This window comes from Niallia sp. FSL R7-0648, from assembly GCF_038007005.1.
Taxonomy (GTDB): Bacteria; Bacillota; Bacilli; order Bacillales; family Cytobacillaceae; genus Niallia; species Niallia circulans.
This window is the reverse complement of the sequence record NZ_JBBOWE010000002.1, coordinates 281,378-299,408: the sequence shown is the minus strand read 5'-3', so window position 1 is coordinate 299,408 and position 18,031 is coordinate 281,378. Positions and strand designations below refer to the sequence as shown.

Below are 18,031 nucleotides of genomic sequence, written 5' to 3'. Positions count from 1 at the left end.
TGAACATAAACATAGTAAAGAAGATTCAGACCGTTTATATGAATTCAATAGTGACAATTTAAATTTGTAGGGTGATAAGTCAATGATAGGAATAAGCATTGCAACAAAGTGGGAATATGAAGCGACATTAGAATACTTTAGCATAGAAGATAACGAATGTTTCGGTTATCCTTATGGCGAGTATTTTACAACAACAATAAATGATACTGAACTTGTTTTTTATAGCACAGGTGTAAGAAAAGTAAATGGTGTCGGTGGAAATCAGTATATGATTTCTAAATTTAACTTAACTAAAGTAATCGTTGCTGGAACGTGTGCAGGAATAGATGATAAATTCAGTAATTTGGATATTTTTATACCTGATAAAGCCGTTCAATATGATTGTACAGTAAAAGAAATTGAACCTCTTATTAAACAATCCTTCATAGTCGATATTGATCTATCGAAATACGGAAATGATTTTTATACTGGAACAATTGCCACCGCTGATAAAGCAGTAGTTATGTGGAAGGACTATTTAGAACTAAAAGAAAACAAAATAACAATAGCAGATACAGAAGCGGGTGCTATTGCTTATATTTGTAAGAAGAATGATGTTGAATGCATTATCATTAAAGGAATATCTGATTTCCCAACAGATGAAAGAAACTGTAATAAATTCGAATCAAACATTGAACAAATTAATGTATATTTAGAAAACACACCAAAAGTTATGAACAAAATATTTGGGGAATATCTAAAGAGATTTATTTAAATTGATTTAAAGTCAATAGAAAGATGATGTTGATGGATTAATGCCCGCTTCTGTTGAAATCCTTATTGTAGAAACGGGGCAGGTTAGCGCAACAAGGAACATCGTAGATTTACAACGCTAAGTAAAAAACCTACCAAACGACGCTTTGGGAACCTAAAATACATAATTACATTTATGGTAATATTATTCTGTAAATCCATTACATAAAAAGGTGGGCATGGAACATGATTGTTAAAGTCGGACTTGATTATGATGATGATATAGAGTATATGATTTGTCCTGCAAAAGTCGGGAGAAATATTAAGCGATTACAAAGAGATTTTTGGATTTGGCTATTTGACCGAGAGAACCAGCATCCTTATTGGGAAATACATTATCAAGATGAAGAAGGAAATCCTGTTTATGGAGTTAGTTACCGTACAGATGCTTTTGTCTATTGGTTGAATAATGTCAGATTTATTAAAGGGAAAAAAGTCGCACGGTTAATAGAAGTTCCAAAGACATTACCTAAAAAAGCAATCCGATTTTAAGGATGTTGAAGTGTAGTAAAATTTATATAATATGCAGTTTCAATTATAATAACATTCCCAAATGACACTTTGGTAACTAACCTAGACATCCAATTAAGTGGTGGCATTATTAGCCACCTCTGAATGGAATGTTACTCAATAAGAATTTATAAAACCCGTTCAAAACATTCTGAACGGGTTTTACTATTCGTTAATTTAAATCAATTATAACAGGCTTCAATTGCTCTGTTTCAGCACTACTAATTTTTAATACAGGAACGACTTTTATAGAAGTTGTGTCTCTAGGTAGCTCTAATAAAAGAGTGCTATCACTAATATGATTAAAGCTTATTTTTTTTCCATCCATACTATATGCTTCAAAAGTATAAGTTTGCCCTTCAAAAGCTTGTGCAAAGTTAACTGAATAAGAAATTGTTGCATTCGTTTGGCCAATTCGAATATCCTCAAATGTAATGTTAAGTTCCTTATTTTGAGAAATAACCTGTTGATTAATGAGTTGTTGCTTGGACGGCAGCTTTTCGGCAGCTAAATCAAATGACCATTCTCCTCGAATGCCCGCCATATGCGTAAATGTAATAGGTAACGAGATGACATTTTCAGTAAAATCAGAAGGAACATCTAAAATAAGTGCACCTGTATAACCACCTTCAGTTTTTGTCAATGCCCCCAGTGAACCACCCCATGTAGACACGTCTTTGCCATCAAACATTTCGTAGGTAAAACCAGCTTCTGGTCCCTGATTGCCACCTATTGTATTCTTCACTGCACCAGTTGCTTTAAATGTGATGCCAACATATGCTGCATCATAAAAAACAGATGTGATTTCTACCTGAACATCTTGATCGTTTGCAATGAGTGACGTTTCAGTAAGTAGTTGCTCTTCGGCAAGTTGTTCACCAATCGACATTTGATATTTTTCATAAATGCCACCTATTAACGGGACTTGTGCCAATACATTCGAAACAGGTATAAAAATAAAGCCTGAAGCAAGGAGCATAGCTGCTGCTGCAGACGTAAAATACGTCATGCGCTTTGTCATCTTTTTACGTTTCGTTTTCTTCTCCACCAGTTGCGCTTGCTCAATGCCTAAACGAATTGCTTGGAAAACTTCTTCTTTTGGTACTTCAATGTTATGTAAATCTTTGTGCATAGTAGTCATCTCCTAACTTTTGTTTTAATACTAGTTTTGCTCTTCGCAAATACGTTTTTATTGTCGATGGAGGCTTGCCCATCGAATTGGCAATGGTGTGAATCGGTAAATCATAATAATAAAACAATAAAATGGCATTCTTATATTCTGACTTTAATGTAGAAAGAGGTTCTGATAAATCAAGGGTAGGCTCTTCCTTTTGGTTCGATTCTAGAATGTAGGTGATTGTTTCTTCTGGTAAGGCAATCGATTTCTTTTTACGTTCTAATTCTCTGTAAGCTGTACGAATTAAAATTTTTACAAGCCACGTGCTAAAGTAGGCTGGTTCCTTCAGTTGAGTGATTGATAAATAAGCTTTGCAGGTAGCTTCTTGAATTACGTCTAATGCATCTTCTTTATTTTGCATATGGAGAAAGGAGATTTTATATAATTTCTCACTTTCAATTTTTAATAACTCCTCAAACGCGAGCTGATCTCCATGAATAGCTTTAAAAGCTAGATGAGCTTTATTAGTCATGAGCTGACCTCCTTTCACTTATTAGAGCAAATAACTGTATGATAAAGTTTCAAAATCTAAAAAGATTTTAGAAACCTGTAATTTGGAATTGTTTTAATACTTTAGTTTACACTACTTTAAAATGCAATTAGAGGCGTTATTTAGTACAACAAGGATTTCAACACTAGTATAAAGTATACAAGTTAAGCTTAATAAACGTTCCCAAATAAAAGTTTGGGAGTATATTAAAAAGCCACAAGTAATCTAGACTGACCTAGCAATATGGGACAGTAATAAAACACCTTCTTAGGCTGCCATATTACCAAACTCTATTGGTGTGTAGTAGCCTAATTTTTCTTGAATACGTTCTTCGTTATAATATCTCATAAATTGATCTACACGCTCTTTTACTTCTTTTAAAGATAAAGAATGGAATTTAACATACTGAAATTCCTCTGATTTTAGATTAGAATGAAAGGACTCAATGACGGCATTGTCCCAACAGTTTCCTCTGCGTGACATACTACTGACTAAATTTTGCTCTCTGACCCGACTTTGATACGCATAAGAAGCATAGACACTGCCTTGATCGGAGTGGATGATTATTCCTTCAGGATTCCCTCGTTTTTCTAGTGCTTCATCCAAGGTATCCATTACTAAAGAAGTTTGTTGATGGGGATAAAGCTTATAGGCAACGATTTGATTGTTATACAAATCCATGATGGTAGATAAATATAAAGTATCTGGACCATATTGAATATAGGTAATATCCGTTACCCATTTTTCGTTAGGATTGCTTGCATAAAATTCTCGCTGTAATAAATTGGGCGCAACAATGACCGATTCCCCCTGTGATTTCCACCTTCTCTTTTGCTTTATTCTACACTGAAGATGATATTTTTGCATAATCCGTTGAACAGTATTACGGTTTAATTTAATTTGATAATTACGCTTTAACAGCTCTTTGATCTTCCGGTGTCCATATCGGTACTTTGTTTCTTTGCAGAGGGAAATAATTGTTTCCTCCTCCTTAGATAACTCCATTGGTTGCGAAGATGCCCAGCGATAATACGTAGATCTTGGAACATGTAAAGCAGATAAAATAGCTGATACAGTATATTTTTTTCGTAATGTCTGTACTAATTGGAGGACAATTTCCTTTTCAACTCCTTTTCGATTTCCAAATACTTTTTTAAGATTTCATTTTCCTGCTTTAAGTGATTCATTTGACGTTCTTTTTTATCTTCATCACTTGAATTATCTGGACCATGCCCGTATGAATACTGTTTTCCTATAGGTTGATCGAATCGATGAACTTGATTTTCCCGATACCATTTCATCCACGTTTTGATTTGAGAAACATTTTTAATTCCATATTTCTGCATGATTTCTTGATTCGTAAACTGACCACTCATCTTATCTTTAACAACTGCCCATTTAACCTCACTTGAATATATGTTTTTGCCCACGCAAAACACCTCCGAGTTAGTACTTTGTTTAAGTGTACCATTCGAAGGTGTTTTATAGTGTCTCATTTATTTAGGTTAGTCTAATCGTTAAATCAACATTTTGTGGCTTTTTCTATGAACATTATTTATACACGGTTTTATGCAAGTTCTTTGAACGTCAGTTACAACAACGTTTTGGAAGTATATTGAACAATGCTGTACAATCTCAGTTATTGCATAAGACTTTGCATATTACTAGTTGTAAATCCACAAAAATTTGGCGAGAACGCCAAAAAAGGTGGCGTAATTTTTGCATTGATAACGCATTTAAGGAATTAAGTTCATAAAGTCATAGAAAAGATTGTGAAGTATTGTACTGCGCGAAACGTTTCCTTATAAGTGCCAAAGCACGAAATAGGAGAATTGCTATCAAGCAATTACAACTGATTAATTGAAACTCGGAATGAAAGCCGTCATGTTGAGTTGAAACGAGTTATCTGATCCTCCTACATGCACATAATGATAGTAGTCAGAATGTGTATGAAGCTAGGTAAAGTCGGCTGAAATAAACCTAAGTTGCTTCCTTAGAATATGGTTTATGATAGGCCGGGATGCTACAAACTATCTATGGTGAGAATGTCCAACTGGACTGACGAACTTGCGAATGTACGGGTCTAGAAATTAGTACGCTCGAAAGACGTATGCTGCGAACGCAGTGTCAAACACCGGAAAGTACGAGTAGTGTATAGGAACTTCGGGATATCCAACAAACGAGGATATAGGTTGGCAGGCTTAAAGTGAGCACCTACGGATACATGTAAAGCTAGGTTAATCGGAACGTTGTAAGTAAGAAACATCTACTTTTAAACGACTACTATCGGGATGGTGTCTATAAGATAGTATATCTATCGAAGTGACTTTATTCTTGCGAAAGTAGGGACACAGTACCGTTGAAGCGTGTAATGAGCGTGGAGGGATAGTCCCAAGTCTTATCTTTGAAAACTAACATAACTAAATGAAACTCACAGGGTCGAGTAAGATGATGGGATTTTCCGTAAGGAAGGAGAAACAATCCATCGGTGAGTACAGCTCTACGATATGCAGAATATTACGGTATGCAAGACATATTTGATGACCTTTATGAGCGAAGTAAAAACAATGCTACAAAGGGTTTAAGGCTATATGAACATATCATATCGAAAGATAATATCTTATTAGCCTTTCGGAACATTAAAGCGAATACAGGTTCAAAAACAGCTGGAACTGATGGCATCACGATTGACCAATTCAAGATTGAAAACACTGATGAATTTATCCAGGAAATTCGAAAAGTATTACAGAATTATAAACCTCAAACGGTACGAAGGGTTGAAATACCTAAACCCAATGGTAAGAAACGTCCATTAGGTATTCCGACTATAAGAGATAGACTAATTCAACAGATGTTCAAACAAGTATTAGAGCCAATATGTGAAGCTAAATTTTATCACCATTCATACGGTTTTAGACCAAATAGGTCAACTCATCATGTAATGGCTAGATGTCAGTTTTTAGTCAATAATGTGAAGTTGCATCATGTAGTAGACATTGATATACAAGGTTTCTTTGACAACGTGAGTCATTCAAAGTTAATTAAACAAATGTACAGTATTGGCATACGGGACAAAAGAGTTTTAACGATTGTCTCAAGAATGCTAAAAGCACCAATCAAAGGCATTGGTGTTCCAACTAAAGGAACTCCGCAAGGAGGAATCCTGTCTCCTCTTCTATCAAACATTGTTTTAAATGACTTAGATTGGTGGATAGCTAACCAATGGGAATGCCTAAAAACAAAACATGCTTACGCAATCAATAGTAAGACAAGAGCGCTAAGGAAAACGAATCTCAAACAAATGTATATCGTTAGATATGCAGATGATTTTAAGATTTTCACAAATTCTCATCAATCAGCTATCAAAATATTTCACGCCACCAAGGAATACTTAAAAAATCAGCTAAACCTTGATATATCAACCGAGAAATCAGCGATAACTAATCTTAGAAAAAGGAAATCTGATTTTCTAGGTTTTTCTCTTAAAGCAGTAACCAAGCGTAATAAATACGTAGCCAATACACACGTTATGGATAAAAAGATGAAAAATATACTAGGAAAACTTAGATATTTAATTCATGAAATTCAAAATAAGCCAACACCACATACTGTCATGGATTATAACGCTTATATTCTCGGAATAAAAAATTACTTCAAGGTTGCGACTCATGTAAATAAAGATTTTGGAAAAATAGCCTATCATCTATTGAAAACCATGTATAATCGTCTAAAACCAATTGGCAAATATGGAAAACCTATAAAGCCATCAGAAACATACAAGAGACTTCATAAGAATAATTTCAGAACATATAAAATTGCTGGTGCATATTTATTTCCATTAGGAGATATTCAAACAAGTAATGCCATGAACTTCAGCCAAGATATATGTAATTATACAAAAAAAGGAAGGCTTAAACTTCATCAAAATCTTAGAGCCGACGTTGCCATAGAAATTAACAAAATGTTACAAATGCCTTGCGGCAAGGACAATTTAGAAATGGCAGATAACAGAATTTCAAGGTACTCAATGCAATTAGGATTATGTGCAGTAACAGGGGAATTTTTAACATCTAATCAGGTACACTGTCATCATAGGTTACCCAGACATATGGGAGGTACAGATGAGTTTAATAATCTTGTAATCGTACATAAAGATGTCCATAGATTAATCCATGCTACAAGTGAAAAGACGATTAAACGATATAGGAACATTCTTCAATTAAATGGAAAACAATTGAAGAAACTAAACCAATTTCGTAAAGTTTGTAATTTAGTTGCTTTAGTCTAAAAGAACAAGATGGAACGCCTAATGCGGCGAAAGTCGCACGTTGGGTGTGGAGCAGGGGAAAAGATGGAGATAACATCAAAGTCTTACCTATTGCTATTAAACTAACGTGGGCGTTAGTTGAATAAAAAAGTATAGAAATAATCAAACTTTATTATAAAAAATCTAACAAAGTTATTAATAGAAAAACCATTTTGAACAATCTTTATTCAAAATGGTTTTTTGGCAATTTTATTTATGTTTAACAAAGTCCATTACGTAGCGAATGTATTTATCATCTCTTGCAAGCCATACGCCATAATTTCGGCGCAGGAAGATTTCTCCTTGTAGGAAGGTAGAGAAGGTTTGTGGAAGCTTTGTTTTTTTATGGTTTATTGCCCACTGGTTTTTGCTCACTTGATAAAGGAAGAATACCTCATCTTGTTTATTTTCAAATAAAGTCCCAAGAGGAGAGTCTTTTTTATTGTATTCATTCTTTTTCGGGTCTTCCCTTAAAGGCTCTAAGGCAAAGGTTTCTAAGCAGTAATTTTGGTATGCTTTATCGGTTAAGTTGCAGCCAGATGCCTTTACATGACCTCCCCCGCCGTATACGCCCGCCACTTTTGATACATCTACATGATCATGAATCGTGCGGAATCCAAGTTTTTTTCCACCGATATTAACAATTGCTATGTAATCTAAATGAGGATATTCCTTGCCAAGTTCATTCCCCAATTCAGAATGGTATTGCTCTGCATATACAATGCCTGCATACAAACCGTCTATTTCCTTTTGGACAAGTTCACGACGTTTCCGACGGATGTAACGGTCAATTTTCTTTTCTTCCATATCTAGAATCTGTGTTTCTAGCTCATCGAAGTAGAAATGATCACTTTCCTTTAATCGTGTAACCATTTTTTCCACAAATTCATCAAATGAAATAAGATAGAAAAGTGCATTTAAACGTTGTGCTTCTAAATTATTGTTTCTTTCCCAATCCCATGTATCATATTGTCTTACCAACTCCACGAATTCTGATATTGCTGGAGAGGGAGTCATGTATTCATGTTTTACAAGGTATTCATATAATAAAGACGTGGCACTAGTCAAAGTTCCATCCTCATCTTGAACAGACACAAATCCCCATTCAAAATCATTTAAATGAAGAGCTGTTTTATGATGGTCGATTAGTTGTACCTTGCCACCCTTTTTATAATAGTCATCTAATCGAATCGTATTTTCTTCATTGACAGAAAGATCGGTAATAAAGAGAAAAGTGTCTTCCGTTTTTTGATCTAAGAACTTTTCTACTTCTTGGTTGAGAAAAGATACGGAATTATAACGCACCTCTACGTCTTCTCCGAATGCGAGTTTTGCAATAATGCCGCAGCCAACTCCATCTAGGTCATTATGCGATAATAGTTTGTACATTTTTTTCACCCCTGCCCAATAGTATAATCTAATATGAAAAAAATAGAACCGATTACGGCTAATTTCTTTTTGAAAAACACATTCTTACAAAGAAAAAAGGTGTCTCAGATAGGTTGTGCACCATATGTGAGACAGCCTTTTTGAATGGTTATTTCAATCCAATGGATACTTTTTCGCCGTCTATTTGAAGCTCTTTCATTTCTGTTATTCTTTCGAATAGAAGCTCATGGAGAATAACTCCTTTATGAATAAGAGAATGATATTCCATAATCGTTTGTTGGAAAGTGACTGGACAGTCGATATATAAATCAATTTTCTTATCGACTGGCAAGTTCTTTTCTTTCCGCAAATCTTGGACAGAACGAATCAGTTCTCTGATGTTCCCTTCCTTTTTTAATGCCTCTGATATGGTAGTATCAAGCATTACGGTGAAATTTTTATTGGAAGCCTCATGATATCCAGGTAGATTTGTCTTTCTTTGGAGAAGTATTTCTTCCCCTGTTAAGGTAATACATTCTTTACTTTCTAGTTGGAAAGTTAAATATCCTTTATTTCTAAATAAATTTATCTCTTCTTCTGTTGCAGCTTGTAATTTATCCTTTATAAATTTAACACTTTTTCCTAGTTTTGGACCTGCCTTTTTAAAATCAAGTTTTAAAGAATATTGAACATAATCTTCTTGTGAATCTAGCCAGTTAATCCTTTTTACATTTAGTTCTTCTTTTATGATAGATTCAAACTGTAAAAAATCAGTATTCTGGTTACTGTTGTTCGAGAACATCAATAATGTAGCCAACGGTTGTTTTGTTTTTATTTGAAACCGATGACGAAGACTTCTTCCGAGCTCAACCACTTCTTTTACTTTTTCCATTTGTTCTTCTAATTGTTTATTTACCCTTTCAGAGTTTCTGGAAGGGAAATTAGTTAAATGAACGCTTTTCCCTGTTAAGGCAAGATGAATACTTTCAGATGTAAAGGGAATAAACGAAGCTAATAATTGTGATAAATGGATTAAAACACTATATAAGGTTTGAAAAGCAGAAAGTTTGTCTTCTGACATTCCCCTACTCCAAAATCGCTCGCGATTTCTGCGAATATACCAATTACTTATATCATCCATTAATGCAGCGATTTTTCTGGCGGCATTGGTCAATTGATATTGTTCCATCTCCGTTTGGACAACTATCGATGTCGTTTCTAAGCGAGAAAGAATCCAGCGATCCATAATTGGGAGGTTATTAGCTCTTGGTAAATTCGGATCAAAATGATCTATTTCAGCGTATAGGGAATAGAAATGAAATAAACTTAAGAATGTATCAATAATCTTTGATTTTGCCTCTTGGACATTTTTTTCTGAGAATCTCTTTTGATTCCATGGAGCACTGTCTGCCACAAGCGCCCACCGTAGTGCATCTGCGCCATATGTTTGGATAAGCTTTACAGGGTCTAATGCATTGCCTTTGCTTTTAGACATTTTTTGTCCTTGTTCATCTAGTACATGCCCTGTTGCTACCACATTTTTATATGGTGCTTTGCCAGAATAAAGGACGGAAACAGCTAACAGTGAATAAAACCATCCTCTTGTTTGATCGATTCCTTCCACAACTACATCTGCAGGGAACTGCTGTTGAAGTATGCCGCTATTCTCAAAAGGTGTATGATATTGGGCAAATGGCATGGAGCCACTATCAAACCATACGTCGATCACTTCTGGTGTTCGATGCATTTCCCCACTGCATGAGGGACAAGTTAAGATTAGTTCATCTACATACGGTTTGTGCAATTCTAAATGGTCAAAAGGATTCTTCGTATATTTTTTTAGCTGTGCTATGCTTTTAGGAGCTATTTCTGTTTGGCAGCAAGTACATTGCCATACGTTTAGTGGAGTTCCCCAATAACGGTTTCGGCTTATATTCCAATCGACTAATCCATTAAGGAAATTTCCAAAACGGCCATCTTTTATATGTTCAGGGTACCAGTTTACCTCTTGATTTTTCGCGATCAGCATTTCCTTTGCTGCGGTTGTTTTGATAAACCAGCTTTCGGTTGCATAATACAAAAGAGCTGTGTCACAGCGCCAGCAATGTGGGTAGGAATGTTCATATTTTTCTTTATGGAATAACAGTCCCTTTTGATGAAGCATTTTGATTATCTCGACATCCGCTTTTCCATCTTTTACAAAGGTGCCTGCTAAAGGGGTAATGGCTTCTTTATATCTTCCCCTTTCATCAACTACATGGACAAAAGAAAGGTCGTTCGCTTGCACAAGATGATAATCATCTTCGCCATAAGCTGGGGCAATATGGACAATTCCAGTTCCACTGTCACTTGTGACGAAATCACCATGATGAATAGTATGACCTTTCTCCACTTGCACGTAAGAAAATGGTGCTATATAGGAAAGTCCGAGTAAGTCTTCCCCTTTTAATTGTTCGATCACCTCTCCCTCTGTACCAAATACTGCCTGTAATCTATTTTTAGCGATGATAAATACATCGTCCTCCATTTTAATCTTTACATAGTCCAAGTCTTTATGAACTGCTAATGCAACATTTGCTGGTAATGTCCACGGGGTCGTTGTCCAGCCTAGTACATATTCATTCTCCTTTGAAGCAAGCTTGAATTTGACAGTAGCACTTAAATCTTTTACATCTTTATAACCTTGAGCCACCTCATGTGAGCTTAAGGAGGTCTGACAGCTAGGGCAATATGGAGAAACACGATGCCCTTTATACAGCCAGCCCTTCTCATGAATGCTACCAAGGATATTCCAAACAGATTCAATATAATCATTACTCATGGTCATATAAGGATCATCCATATCAACCCAATAGCCTAGTTCTTTTGTAAATGTGCGCCATTGTTGTTCATAGGAGAATACGCTAGCTTTACATTGTTCAATAAAAGGAATCACGCCATATTTTTCGATTTCTTGTTTTCCGGAAATACCGAGTGCCCTTTCTACGCCTAATTCCACCGGAAGCCCGTGCGTATCCCAGCCCGCTTTGCGAATGACTTGTTTGCCGTTCATTGTTTGAAACCTGGCAATGATATCCTTGATCGTTCTACCTAACGCATGCCCGACGTGCGGAAGCCCATTGGCTGTTGGCGGTCCTTCATAAAATACAAAGGGTTCTTTATTTTTGCGCTGTTCAATTGATTTTTGAAAAATTTGCTCTTCTTCCCAAAAAGCGAGAATTCTTTCTTCGCGGCCTCTGTCTGTTTCTTTTGGTGTTTCCATCCATATCCCTCCATAATAATCAATAAACATTCCAGTATAGAAAGATATTTTTCGGAAATAAAAAAACACCCGTCCCTATGTAGGGACGAGTGTATTATTTATAACCCGCGTTACCACCCAAATTCTGTTTGGCAAAAAGCAAACAGCGCTTAGTCAACGTACTATCATACGTGTTCCTTTTAACGGTGGAAATCCGTCAAGACTTACTAACTGCTCGGGTTCTGCCTTGCATCTCAGAGATGATTTTTCCGGTTTGCTTTCCTTACTGGCTTCCACCATACCCAGCTCGCTAAAAGGGACACAAAACGTACTTTTTCTCTTCATCGATTTCTATGAATTGGAATGTTTTGTATAGGATAGCACTTTTAAATGGTAAACTCAAGAGACATTAACCTAATTTAAGATAAAAAAATAAAACATGAGAAGTGGGAGGAAATACAGCCACAAAACTGTCATAGTATCGAGACTGGGATTTTGTTAGAATGATAGGTAGTGATTGAATAGGCTTGAAAGGGAGTAGAGACATGAAGAAAGTATTAAATATAGCCTTTTTTTATGCGATTTTAGGATTGGTTAGTGGTGTTTACTATAGAGAATTTACGAAAATGAGAGATTTTACAGGTGAGACCCAGCTCTCCGTGGTGCATACTCATTCGTTTGCTTTAGGAATGATGATTATGTTAATCGTCTATCTATTCTGTTATACAATGAAAATCCATACACTCAAAAACTTTGATGTATTCTTTTATTTTTACAATATTGGAGTGCTTTCTACTATTACGCTAATGATTATTAGAGGAACGCTGCAAGTGCTTGAGTTTGATTTATCAAGCGGGTTAGATTCTGCTATTTCGGGAATCGCGGGCCTAGGCCATATTGCCGTTACCATCGGATTAGTCCTGTTTTTTCTTTTATTGAAAAAAAATCACCATGAAAATATTCGGACGAAGTAGACAAGAGCTGTTTTTCCGAAGCTTATTGAGAGCAGCTGCTTCGGAAAAACGCTAGATTAATTTAAGAATTTGCCAGCTTGTTGAGGAGGTCAATTCTATAATGGGATAGCGCAAGTAATGGAAAAATATGATTATAGCTATGATAATAAATATAGAATTGAGTTGGTAAGCCGATGCCTGTTGGATAAGTAATGGTATGATTCTCCCTTTTTTCTTCTAATAAATATTGTATTCCCCTTTTTACTTCTCTGCTCGCTCCTTCTCCTGCTGCGATTAAAGCATCGACAGCCCAAGCTGTTTGTGATTCCGTGCTAAACGGCAGCGGCACATACGTTAGTTTTTCACAGCTTTGACAGGATTCTCCCCATCCGCCATTTGAATGTTGAATTCTCTTCAGCCAAGTTACTGCCTTTTTGATTGTTGGATGATTTAAAGACATACCAACAGCTGTTAAACCTGTAAGGGCAGCCCATGTACCGTAAATATAACAGACTCCCCATCTGCCATACCAAGAGCCATTTTTCTCTTGATTATCGCTTAGCCAATCTACAGCCAGTTTTATATGAGGATGTGTATAACGCAGATGTGCAAAATTACCTAAATATTCTAGAACTCTTCCTGTTAAGTCAGCGGTAGATGGATCTACTGCTGCATCTTTTGCATTTTCAATAGGAACGAGTTTAAGTATTTCCCAATCTGTATTTTTTTCAAAGGCGCCCCATCCGCCATCTCTGTTTTGCATGGAAAGCAAATAGTTTGTGCCCTTTTGCCAAGCTTGATGAACAGTTGGATTTTTTGCAGCTGCAGCGGTTAAGGCGCGTAGAACAGCTGAGGTATCATCATTGTCTGGATTATTAGTGTTAATGTCAGAAAATCCCCACCCGCCAGGTTCTGTACGGGGATTATGAACCTGCCAATCGCCTCTTTTTGTATGTTGCTTTGTTAGAAGATATTTTGTTGCTTTTTTTATCGGAATAGATTCTGAAGTCATGCCCGCTTGTTGTAATGTATAGCTAATTAATCCTGTATCCCACACGGTGCTGGTAGAATTTTCTAGGTGGCTGAGTTCCCCTCTTTTATCAATAAGAGAGGAGAGACCTGAAACTGCTTTTTTAATAACAGGTGAGTCTTTTTTATAGCCAAGAGCAAGCAAGGCATAAATCATAAAGAAAGTGGCACTGGCATAACTGTAGAGCGTTCCATCTTCTTCGAGTCGATCTAGCATATATTTTTCGCCATATTGAAATCCTAAATGATGAAGATAGGCTGGGAATTTTCCGATTCTTTTCATTTCGTTCCACAGGAAGGTAAGGGGTGACCGCTCATTTTCTAGGTATTCGTAAGATGGATAAAGAGCTATACCTCTTACAAATAAATCATCTAGCTTTGCTTTTGGCTGAAGGGTAAACTTTTTATTGGATGCTATTAACATAGGAATGAAGTGAATCCGGGCATAGGCGCTAAATTGGTAGAAGTTAATAGGCTGGAACGTTGGCAGCAATAAAAATGTCATCGGAATGTATATCATATGGGACCATGGGTATAAACCATTGACGGAAAGCATCCATTTTATCATAAAATGAGCTTTTGCTAAGCCGCCATTTTTTATAATAAATGATCTTGCCTTCTTCATCTGTTGATCGTCCTTCGTATAATGGCCAGAGTATAGAAGGGCAGTATACGCAATAATGGTTGCTGATAAATGACCATTTGGCTCATCCCGATATGCCTTCCAATACCCTTCCTTCTCCTGGGTAGTACGCAGTGTTTTAGTCAAAAGACGGATATTTTCTTCTTCGGTTTCGATGTTTAAGGCTCTAATCGTAATGATATAAAAAGCATCTGTCATTAAGCTACCTTGAAAACGGAATTGAAAAGATCCATCTGTCTGCTGATGTTCAACAAGTTTCTTTATCCGTCTATGTTGCTCTTTTTCAACTGTTTCGAGAATTGTATTCAATAAAGTCACCTCAACTTTAAGATCGTATTAGTAAACTTTATGCATCAAAAGGAAAATCATATTCAGAAATATTTATATTTTCTTTTTTTAGTGGTTGAAATTGGAAAGGAAGAGGACTATAATAAAACATAATTTAATGGAGCGAACATGTTGATCAGAAGGAGTAGCCTAAGAAACTTTTTCAAAAGAGAGCAGTCGGCAGCTGAAAAGATTGTGTAAAAGTCTTTGGTGAAGACATCTGTGAGTGTTACTTTGAAGATTGTACAAACAATTAGTAGGAGTAACCGGCCATCACCGTTATGATACAAGTGGTTTTTTGAAAAGAACAATTTGGGTGGTACCGCGGATAATCCGTCCCTTTTATAGGGGCGGTTTTTTGTTGTTTTTTTCTAAATTACAAGATAGGTTCACGACAGTTTTCTACCATCGTATTTTTGTTTCAAATGTGTACAGAGCAAAAAGATAGGGCTTTTCTTATAAGGAGGTGAGTACCGTGGATGATGATGATGATAACGATATGAATCAAAAAAAATTACTGATTATTTTAGGAGGAACAACGATATGGAATCTTCAAAAAGGGTACTCATCTCTGAGTGCGAACAGTATGTTGGAAAGGAAGTAGTATTAAAGGGCTGGGTGAAGAAAATCCGACAGCTCGGAAAGGTTGGTTTCTTGTTATTAAGAGATCGCACGGGAACGATTCAATGTGTCCTTGAGCAAGAGCAGAATCAACTGAAGATAGAGACAGAAAGTGTCGTTCAGGTGACTGGAGTTCTTGTTGATACGGAAAAAACAGCAAATGGAGTAGAGCTTCAAGTAAGGGAATTAACGATTCTAGCAGAAGCTGGCCCTTTGCCATTCGAAATTAATAAGAACCATGTTAAGGTAGGATTAGATCATTTATTAAACCACCGAGTTCTATCATTAAGACATGAGCAAATTAATGCTATTTTTACGATTCAATCTATGTTTGTAAAAGGTTTTACAGAGTTCCTAACTACTGAAGGCTTTACGCGCATTTTTACACCGAAAATTGTTTCACAGGGAGCAGAAGGCGGTGCTAATGTTTTTACCTTTAACTATTTTGATAAGCATGCTTATTTAGCGCAGTCCCCTCAATTTTATAAACAAATGATGGTTGGCGCTGGGTTTGAACGAGTGTTTGAAATTGCACCTGTATATAGAGCAGAAGAGCATAATTCATCTAGACACTTAAATGAATATATTTCCCTAGATGTTGAAATCGGCTTTATTGACAATGTGGAAGAAGTAATGGAGATGGAAAGGCGGGTTCTTCAATATACTTTTCAGTATGTAAAGGAGCATTGTCCAAACCAGTTAGATTTATTAAAAGTCGAAATACCGGTATTGAATAATATACCAAAAATGACATTAGAAGAGGCACAGCAGCTATTAAAGGATAAGTATCAGAAGAGCTCTCCTGAAGGAGATTTAAATACGGAAGGGGAAAAATACATTGGAAGGTATATAAAAGATAAGTATGGAAGCGATTTTGTTTTTATAACAAACTATCCAAGAACTTCGAGACCAATGTATACAATGCCAAATAAAGAAAACCCAGCTTTAACTGATTCCTTTGACCTTTTATATAAAGGCAGCGAAATTACTTCAGGTGGACAGAGGATTCATTGTCAAACGGAACTGATAGAGTCTTTTAAGGAGAAAGGGTTAAATCCAAGTGAGTTTACAACCTATATCAATTCCTTTGCTTATGGAATGCCACCACATGGAGGATTTGGAATTGGATTAGAACGTATCATCATGAAGTTTCTAAATTTAGGAAACATCCGCGAAGCAAGTGCTTTTCCAAGAGACTGTGACAGACTTATTCCTTAGAAGGAGATTGTAGAACCAGTGCTGGACGTAAATAAAATTTGCTCTTTACTCGTACACTCGTAGATCAATTTGGAAGTATTTGATGTCCAAAAATAGAACCACATTACGAATAGAGGCAAATTTTATTTACAAGGGTAAACGATAAAAGAAGCAGCTTATTCATAAAAAATTTAGACAATTTGGTAGGGAGGGGTTTCTTTTCCTTTTAGAAAAGGTATATAAAAAGGAGCTAGATTATATATACATAATGGAGGGGGAAGCGCATGCATGAAGAAGTAGAATTAGTGCTTGATGCTAAAGCAGAGCTAGGGGAAGGGCCATGCTGGGATTTCAGGAATAATCTCTTATATTGGGTAGATATTGAAGGGAAAAAAGTACATATGTATAACCATATCTCTGGTAAGCACAAACAAATTCAACTAGAACGTGAAGTGTCAGCCATTATCCCTTGTAGTAAAAAAGATACGGAATTTATTGTTACATTAGATAGCGGTTTTCATCTTTTAAATATAGAAACAGGACAGCTAGAATTCATGACGGATCCAGAGAAGGAATTAACACGAAATCGATTTAATGATGGCAAGTGCGATGCTAAAGGGCGATTGTGGGCAGGAACGATGAGCAGGGATGATAAGAAAGAGGCAGCCCTTTATTGTCTTGGAAAAGATGGCAGATGCACAGCGAAGATGAGCGATTTAACTATTTCAAATGGAATGGCATGGACAAGCGATAATAAATACTTTTACCATATTGATACACCTACCCAAATTATCACTCAATATGAATATGAGTTAGAAACAGGAGAGCTAGGGAGGGCAAAACAGATTATTAATTTCTCTGAGGAAGAGGGATTTCCAGATGGCATGACGATTGATAGCGAAGGAATGCTATGGGTGGCTCATTATGGTGGAGGAAAAGTATCGAGATGGAATCCCGATAATGGTGAAAAACTAGAGGAAATTCTTTTGCCGGTCCCAAATGTGACTTCTTGTACATTCGGGGGAAAAAGGCTGGATGAATTATATATAACTACAGCACGATCTGGTTTAGATGATGAGAAGTTAAAAGAGCATCCACAATCAGGAGGACTATTCAAAGTGAAGTTAGGTATAAAAGGCGTCAAGACTTATTTATATCAGAACTGAAGCTTACTAGTTTATAAGCGCGATTACGTTTTAATAGAGAAAAGAGAGTGGGCAAAAGATAGCCACTCTCTTATTTGATTATTTAACAACTAATAGGGCATTTGGCTCTTTTTATGCTAGTTTGGCTGCTTCTTCCGTTGCTCTTAAGGAGTTTTTCGAACCATCAATTGCTAAAAGAATAGTAGAATACATCATTTACGCCCCTTTTCTG

At 36.2% G+C, this 18,031-nt stretch carries 13 protein-coding genes and 2 other annotated features; of the genes, 6 read left to right on the top strand and 7 right to left on the bottom strand.

The genetic code is table 11. The annotated features are described in order from the left end of the window. Window positions 1-82 precede the first annotated feature (82 nt). Both NSQ89_RS21410 and NSQ89_RS21405 read left to right on the top strand, forming a co-directional pair. Window positions 83-754, top strand: a complete 672-nt coding sequence (locus tag NSQ89_RS21410; RefSeq protein WP_047944985.1) for a 5'-methylthioadenosine/S-adenosylhomocysteine nucleosidase family protein — start codon at window positions 83-85, stop codon at window positions 752-754. A 224-nt stretch (window positions 755-978) separates the two neighbouring features. Further along, entirely contained in the window at window positions 979-1,284 is a 306-nt protein-coding gene (locus tag NSQ89_RS21405; protein WP_144545946.1) for a hypothetical protein, read from the top strand. Between the two features lie 190 nt (window positions 1,285-1,474). Here NSQ89_RS21405 and NSQ89_RS21400 read toward each other — a convergent pair whose 3' ends face one another. The 3 genes from NSQ89_RS21400 to NSQ89_RS21390 form a co-directional block, all read right to left on the bottom strand. After that, complete coding sequence (locus tag NSQ89_RS21400; protein WP_047944675.1) at window positions 1,475-2,434, bottom strand: DUF4179 domain-containing protein; 960 nt, start codon at window positions 2,432-2,434, stop codon at window positions 1,475-1,477. Then, window positions 2,415-2,951 carry a sigma-70 family RNA polymerase sigma factor gene (locus tag NSQ89_RS21395; RefSeq protein ID WP_047944676.1) on the bottom strand — a complete coding sequence of 179 codons (537 nt, stop codon included), beginning with the start codon at window positions 2,949-2,951 and terminating at the stop codon, window positions 2,415-2,417. The genes NSQ89_RS21400 and NSQ89_RS21395 overlap by 20 nt, the downstream gene beginning before the upstream one ends. Window positions 2,952-3,236: 285 nt before the next feature. Beyond that, window positions 3,237-4,399, bottom strand: a protein-coding gene (locus tag NSQ89_RS21390; protein ID WP_341132941.1) for an IS3 family transposase whose coding sequence is annotated in 2 segments (ribosomal slippage) — window positions 3,237-4,123 and window positions 4,123-4,399 — 1,164 coding nt in all. Because the reading frame shifts where the segments join, the coding sequence is not laid out codon by codon here. Between the two features lie 1,058 nt (window positions 4,400-5,457). On the opposite strand from NSQ89_RS21390, the gene ltrA reads away from it, so the two are divergent. Continuing rightward, on the top strand, window positions 5,458-7,257 hold the full coding sequence (ltrA, locus tag NSQ89_RS21385) for a group II intron reverse transcriptase/maturase (RefSeq protein ID WP_341133270.1): 1,800 nt from the start codon (window positions 5,458-5,460) through the stop codon (window positions 7,255-7,257). A 228-nt stretch (window positions 7,258-7,485) separates the two neighbouring features. Here ltrA and NSQ89_RS21380 read toward each other — a convergent pair whose 3' ends face one another. Beyond that, on the bottom strand, window positions 7,486-8,664 hold the full coding sequence (locus NSQ89_RS21380; RefSeq protein ID WP_061801186.1) for a DHH family phosphoesterase: 1,179 nt from the start codon (window positions 8,662-8,664) through the stop codon (window positions 7,486-7,488). A gap of 148 nt (window positions 8,665-8,812) precedes the next feature. Then, a complete protein-coding gene (gene ileS, locus NSQ89_RS21375) occupies window positions 8,813-11,905 on the bottom strand; it encodes an isoleucine--tRNA ligase (RefSeq protein WP_341133269.1) in 3,093 nt (1,030 codons plus the stop codon). A 78-nt stretch (window positions 11,906-11,983) separates the two neighbouring features. After that, window positions 11,984-12,238, bottom strand: a binding site (T-box leader). A 191-nt stretch (window positions 12,239-12,429) separates the two neighbouring features. On the opposite strand from ileS, the gene NSQ89_RS21370 reads away from it, so the two are divergent. Next, a complete protein-coding gene (locus tag NSQ89_RS21370; protein WP_047944678.1) occupies window positions 12,430-12,858 on the top strand; it encodes a DUF2871 domain-containing protein in 429 nt (142 codons plus the stop codon). A 61-nt stretch (window positions 12,859-12,919) separates the two neighbouring features. Here NSQ89_RS21370 and shc read toward each other — a convergent pair whose 3' ends face one another. Further along, window positions 12,920-14,818, bottom strand: a complete 1,899-nt coding sequence (shc, locus tag NSQ89_RS21365; RefSeq protein ID WP_341133268.1) for a squalene--hopene cyclase — start codon at window positions 14,816-14,818, stop codon at window positions 12,920-12,922. 141 nt (window positions 14,819-14,959) lie between these two features. Then, window positions 14,960-15,180: a binding site (T-box leader), on the top strand. A gap of 199 nt (window positions 15,181-15,379) precedes the next feature. Between shc and aspS the strand changes: the two genes are divergently transcribed. Both aspS and NSQ89_RS21355 read left to right on the top strand, forming a co-directional pair. After that, window positions 15,380-16,675: an aspartate--tRNA(Asn) ligase gene (gene aspS / locus NSQ89_RS21360; protein ID WP_047944680.1), complete on the top strand. Its 1,296-nt coding sequence runs from the start codon at window positions 15,380-15,382 to the stop codon at window positions 16,673-16,675. Window positions 16,676-16,938: 263 nt separating this feature from the next. Beyond that, a complete protein-coding gene (locus NSQ89_RS21355) occupies window positions 16,939-17,820 on the top strand; it encodes an SMP-30/gluconolactonase/LRE family protein (protein ID WP_047944681.1) in 882 nt (293 codons plus the stop codon). Between the two features lie 111 nt (window positions 17,821-17,931). Here the strand turns inward: NSQ89_RS21355 and NSQ89_RS21350 are convergent, their stop codons facing one another. Then, on the bottom strand, window positions 17,932-18,012 hold the full coding sequence (locus NSQ89_RS21350; RefSeq protein ID WP_235844563.1) for a universal stress protein: 81 nt from the start codon (window positions 18,010-18,012) through the stop codon (window positions 17,932-17,934). Between the last annotated feature and the right edge of the window lie 19 nt (window positions 18,013-18,031).

What these genes read in the sequence shown, in the direction of transcription:
- NSQ89_RS21410 (WP_047944985.1), top strand. Translation starts at nt 83, where the DNA reads ATGATAGGAATAAGCATTGCAACAAAGTGGGAATATGAAGCGACATTA.
- NSQ89_RS21405 (WP_144545946.1), top strand. Translation starts at nt 979, where the DNA reads ATGATTGTTAAAGTCGGACTTGATTATGATGATGATATAGAGTATATG.
- NSQ89_RS21400 (WP_047944675.1), bottom strand. Translation starts at nt 2,434, where the DNA reads ATGCACAAAGATTTACATAACATTGAAGTACCAAAAGAAGAAGTTTTC.
- NSQ89_RS21395 (WP_047944676.1), bottom strand. Translation starts at nt 2,951, where the DNA reads ATGACTAATAAAGCTCATCTAGCTTTTAAAGCTATTCATGGAGATCAG.
- NSQ89_RS21380 (WP_061801186.1), bottom strand. Translation starts at nt 8,664, where the DNA reads ATGTACAAACTATTATCGCATAATGACCTAGATGGAGTTGGCTGCGGC.
- ileS (WP_341133269.1), bottom strand. Translation starts at nt 11,905, where the DNA reads ATGGAAACACCAAAAGAAACAGACAGAGGCCGCGAAGAAAGAATTCTC.
- NSQ89_RS21370 (WP_047944678.1), top strand. Translation starts at nt 12,430, where the DNA reads ATGAAGAAAGTATTAAATATAGCCTTTTTTTATGCGATTTTAGGATTG.
- aspS (WP_047944680.1), top strand. Translation starts at nt 15,380, where the DNA reads ATGGAATCTTCAAAAAGGGTACTCATCTCTGAGTGCGAACAGTATGTT.
- NSQ89_RS21355 (WP_047944681.1), top strand. Translation starts at nt 16,939, where the DNA reads ATGCATGAAGAAGTAGAATTAGTGCTTGATGCTAAAGCAGAGCTAGGG.
- NSQ89_RS21350 (WP_235844563.1), bottom strand. Translation starts at nt 18,012, where the DNA reads ATGTATTCTACTATTCTTTTAGCAATTGATGGTTCGAAAAACTCCTTA.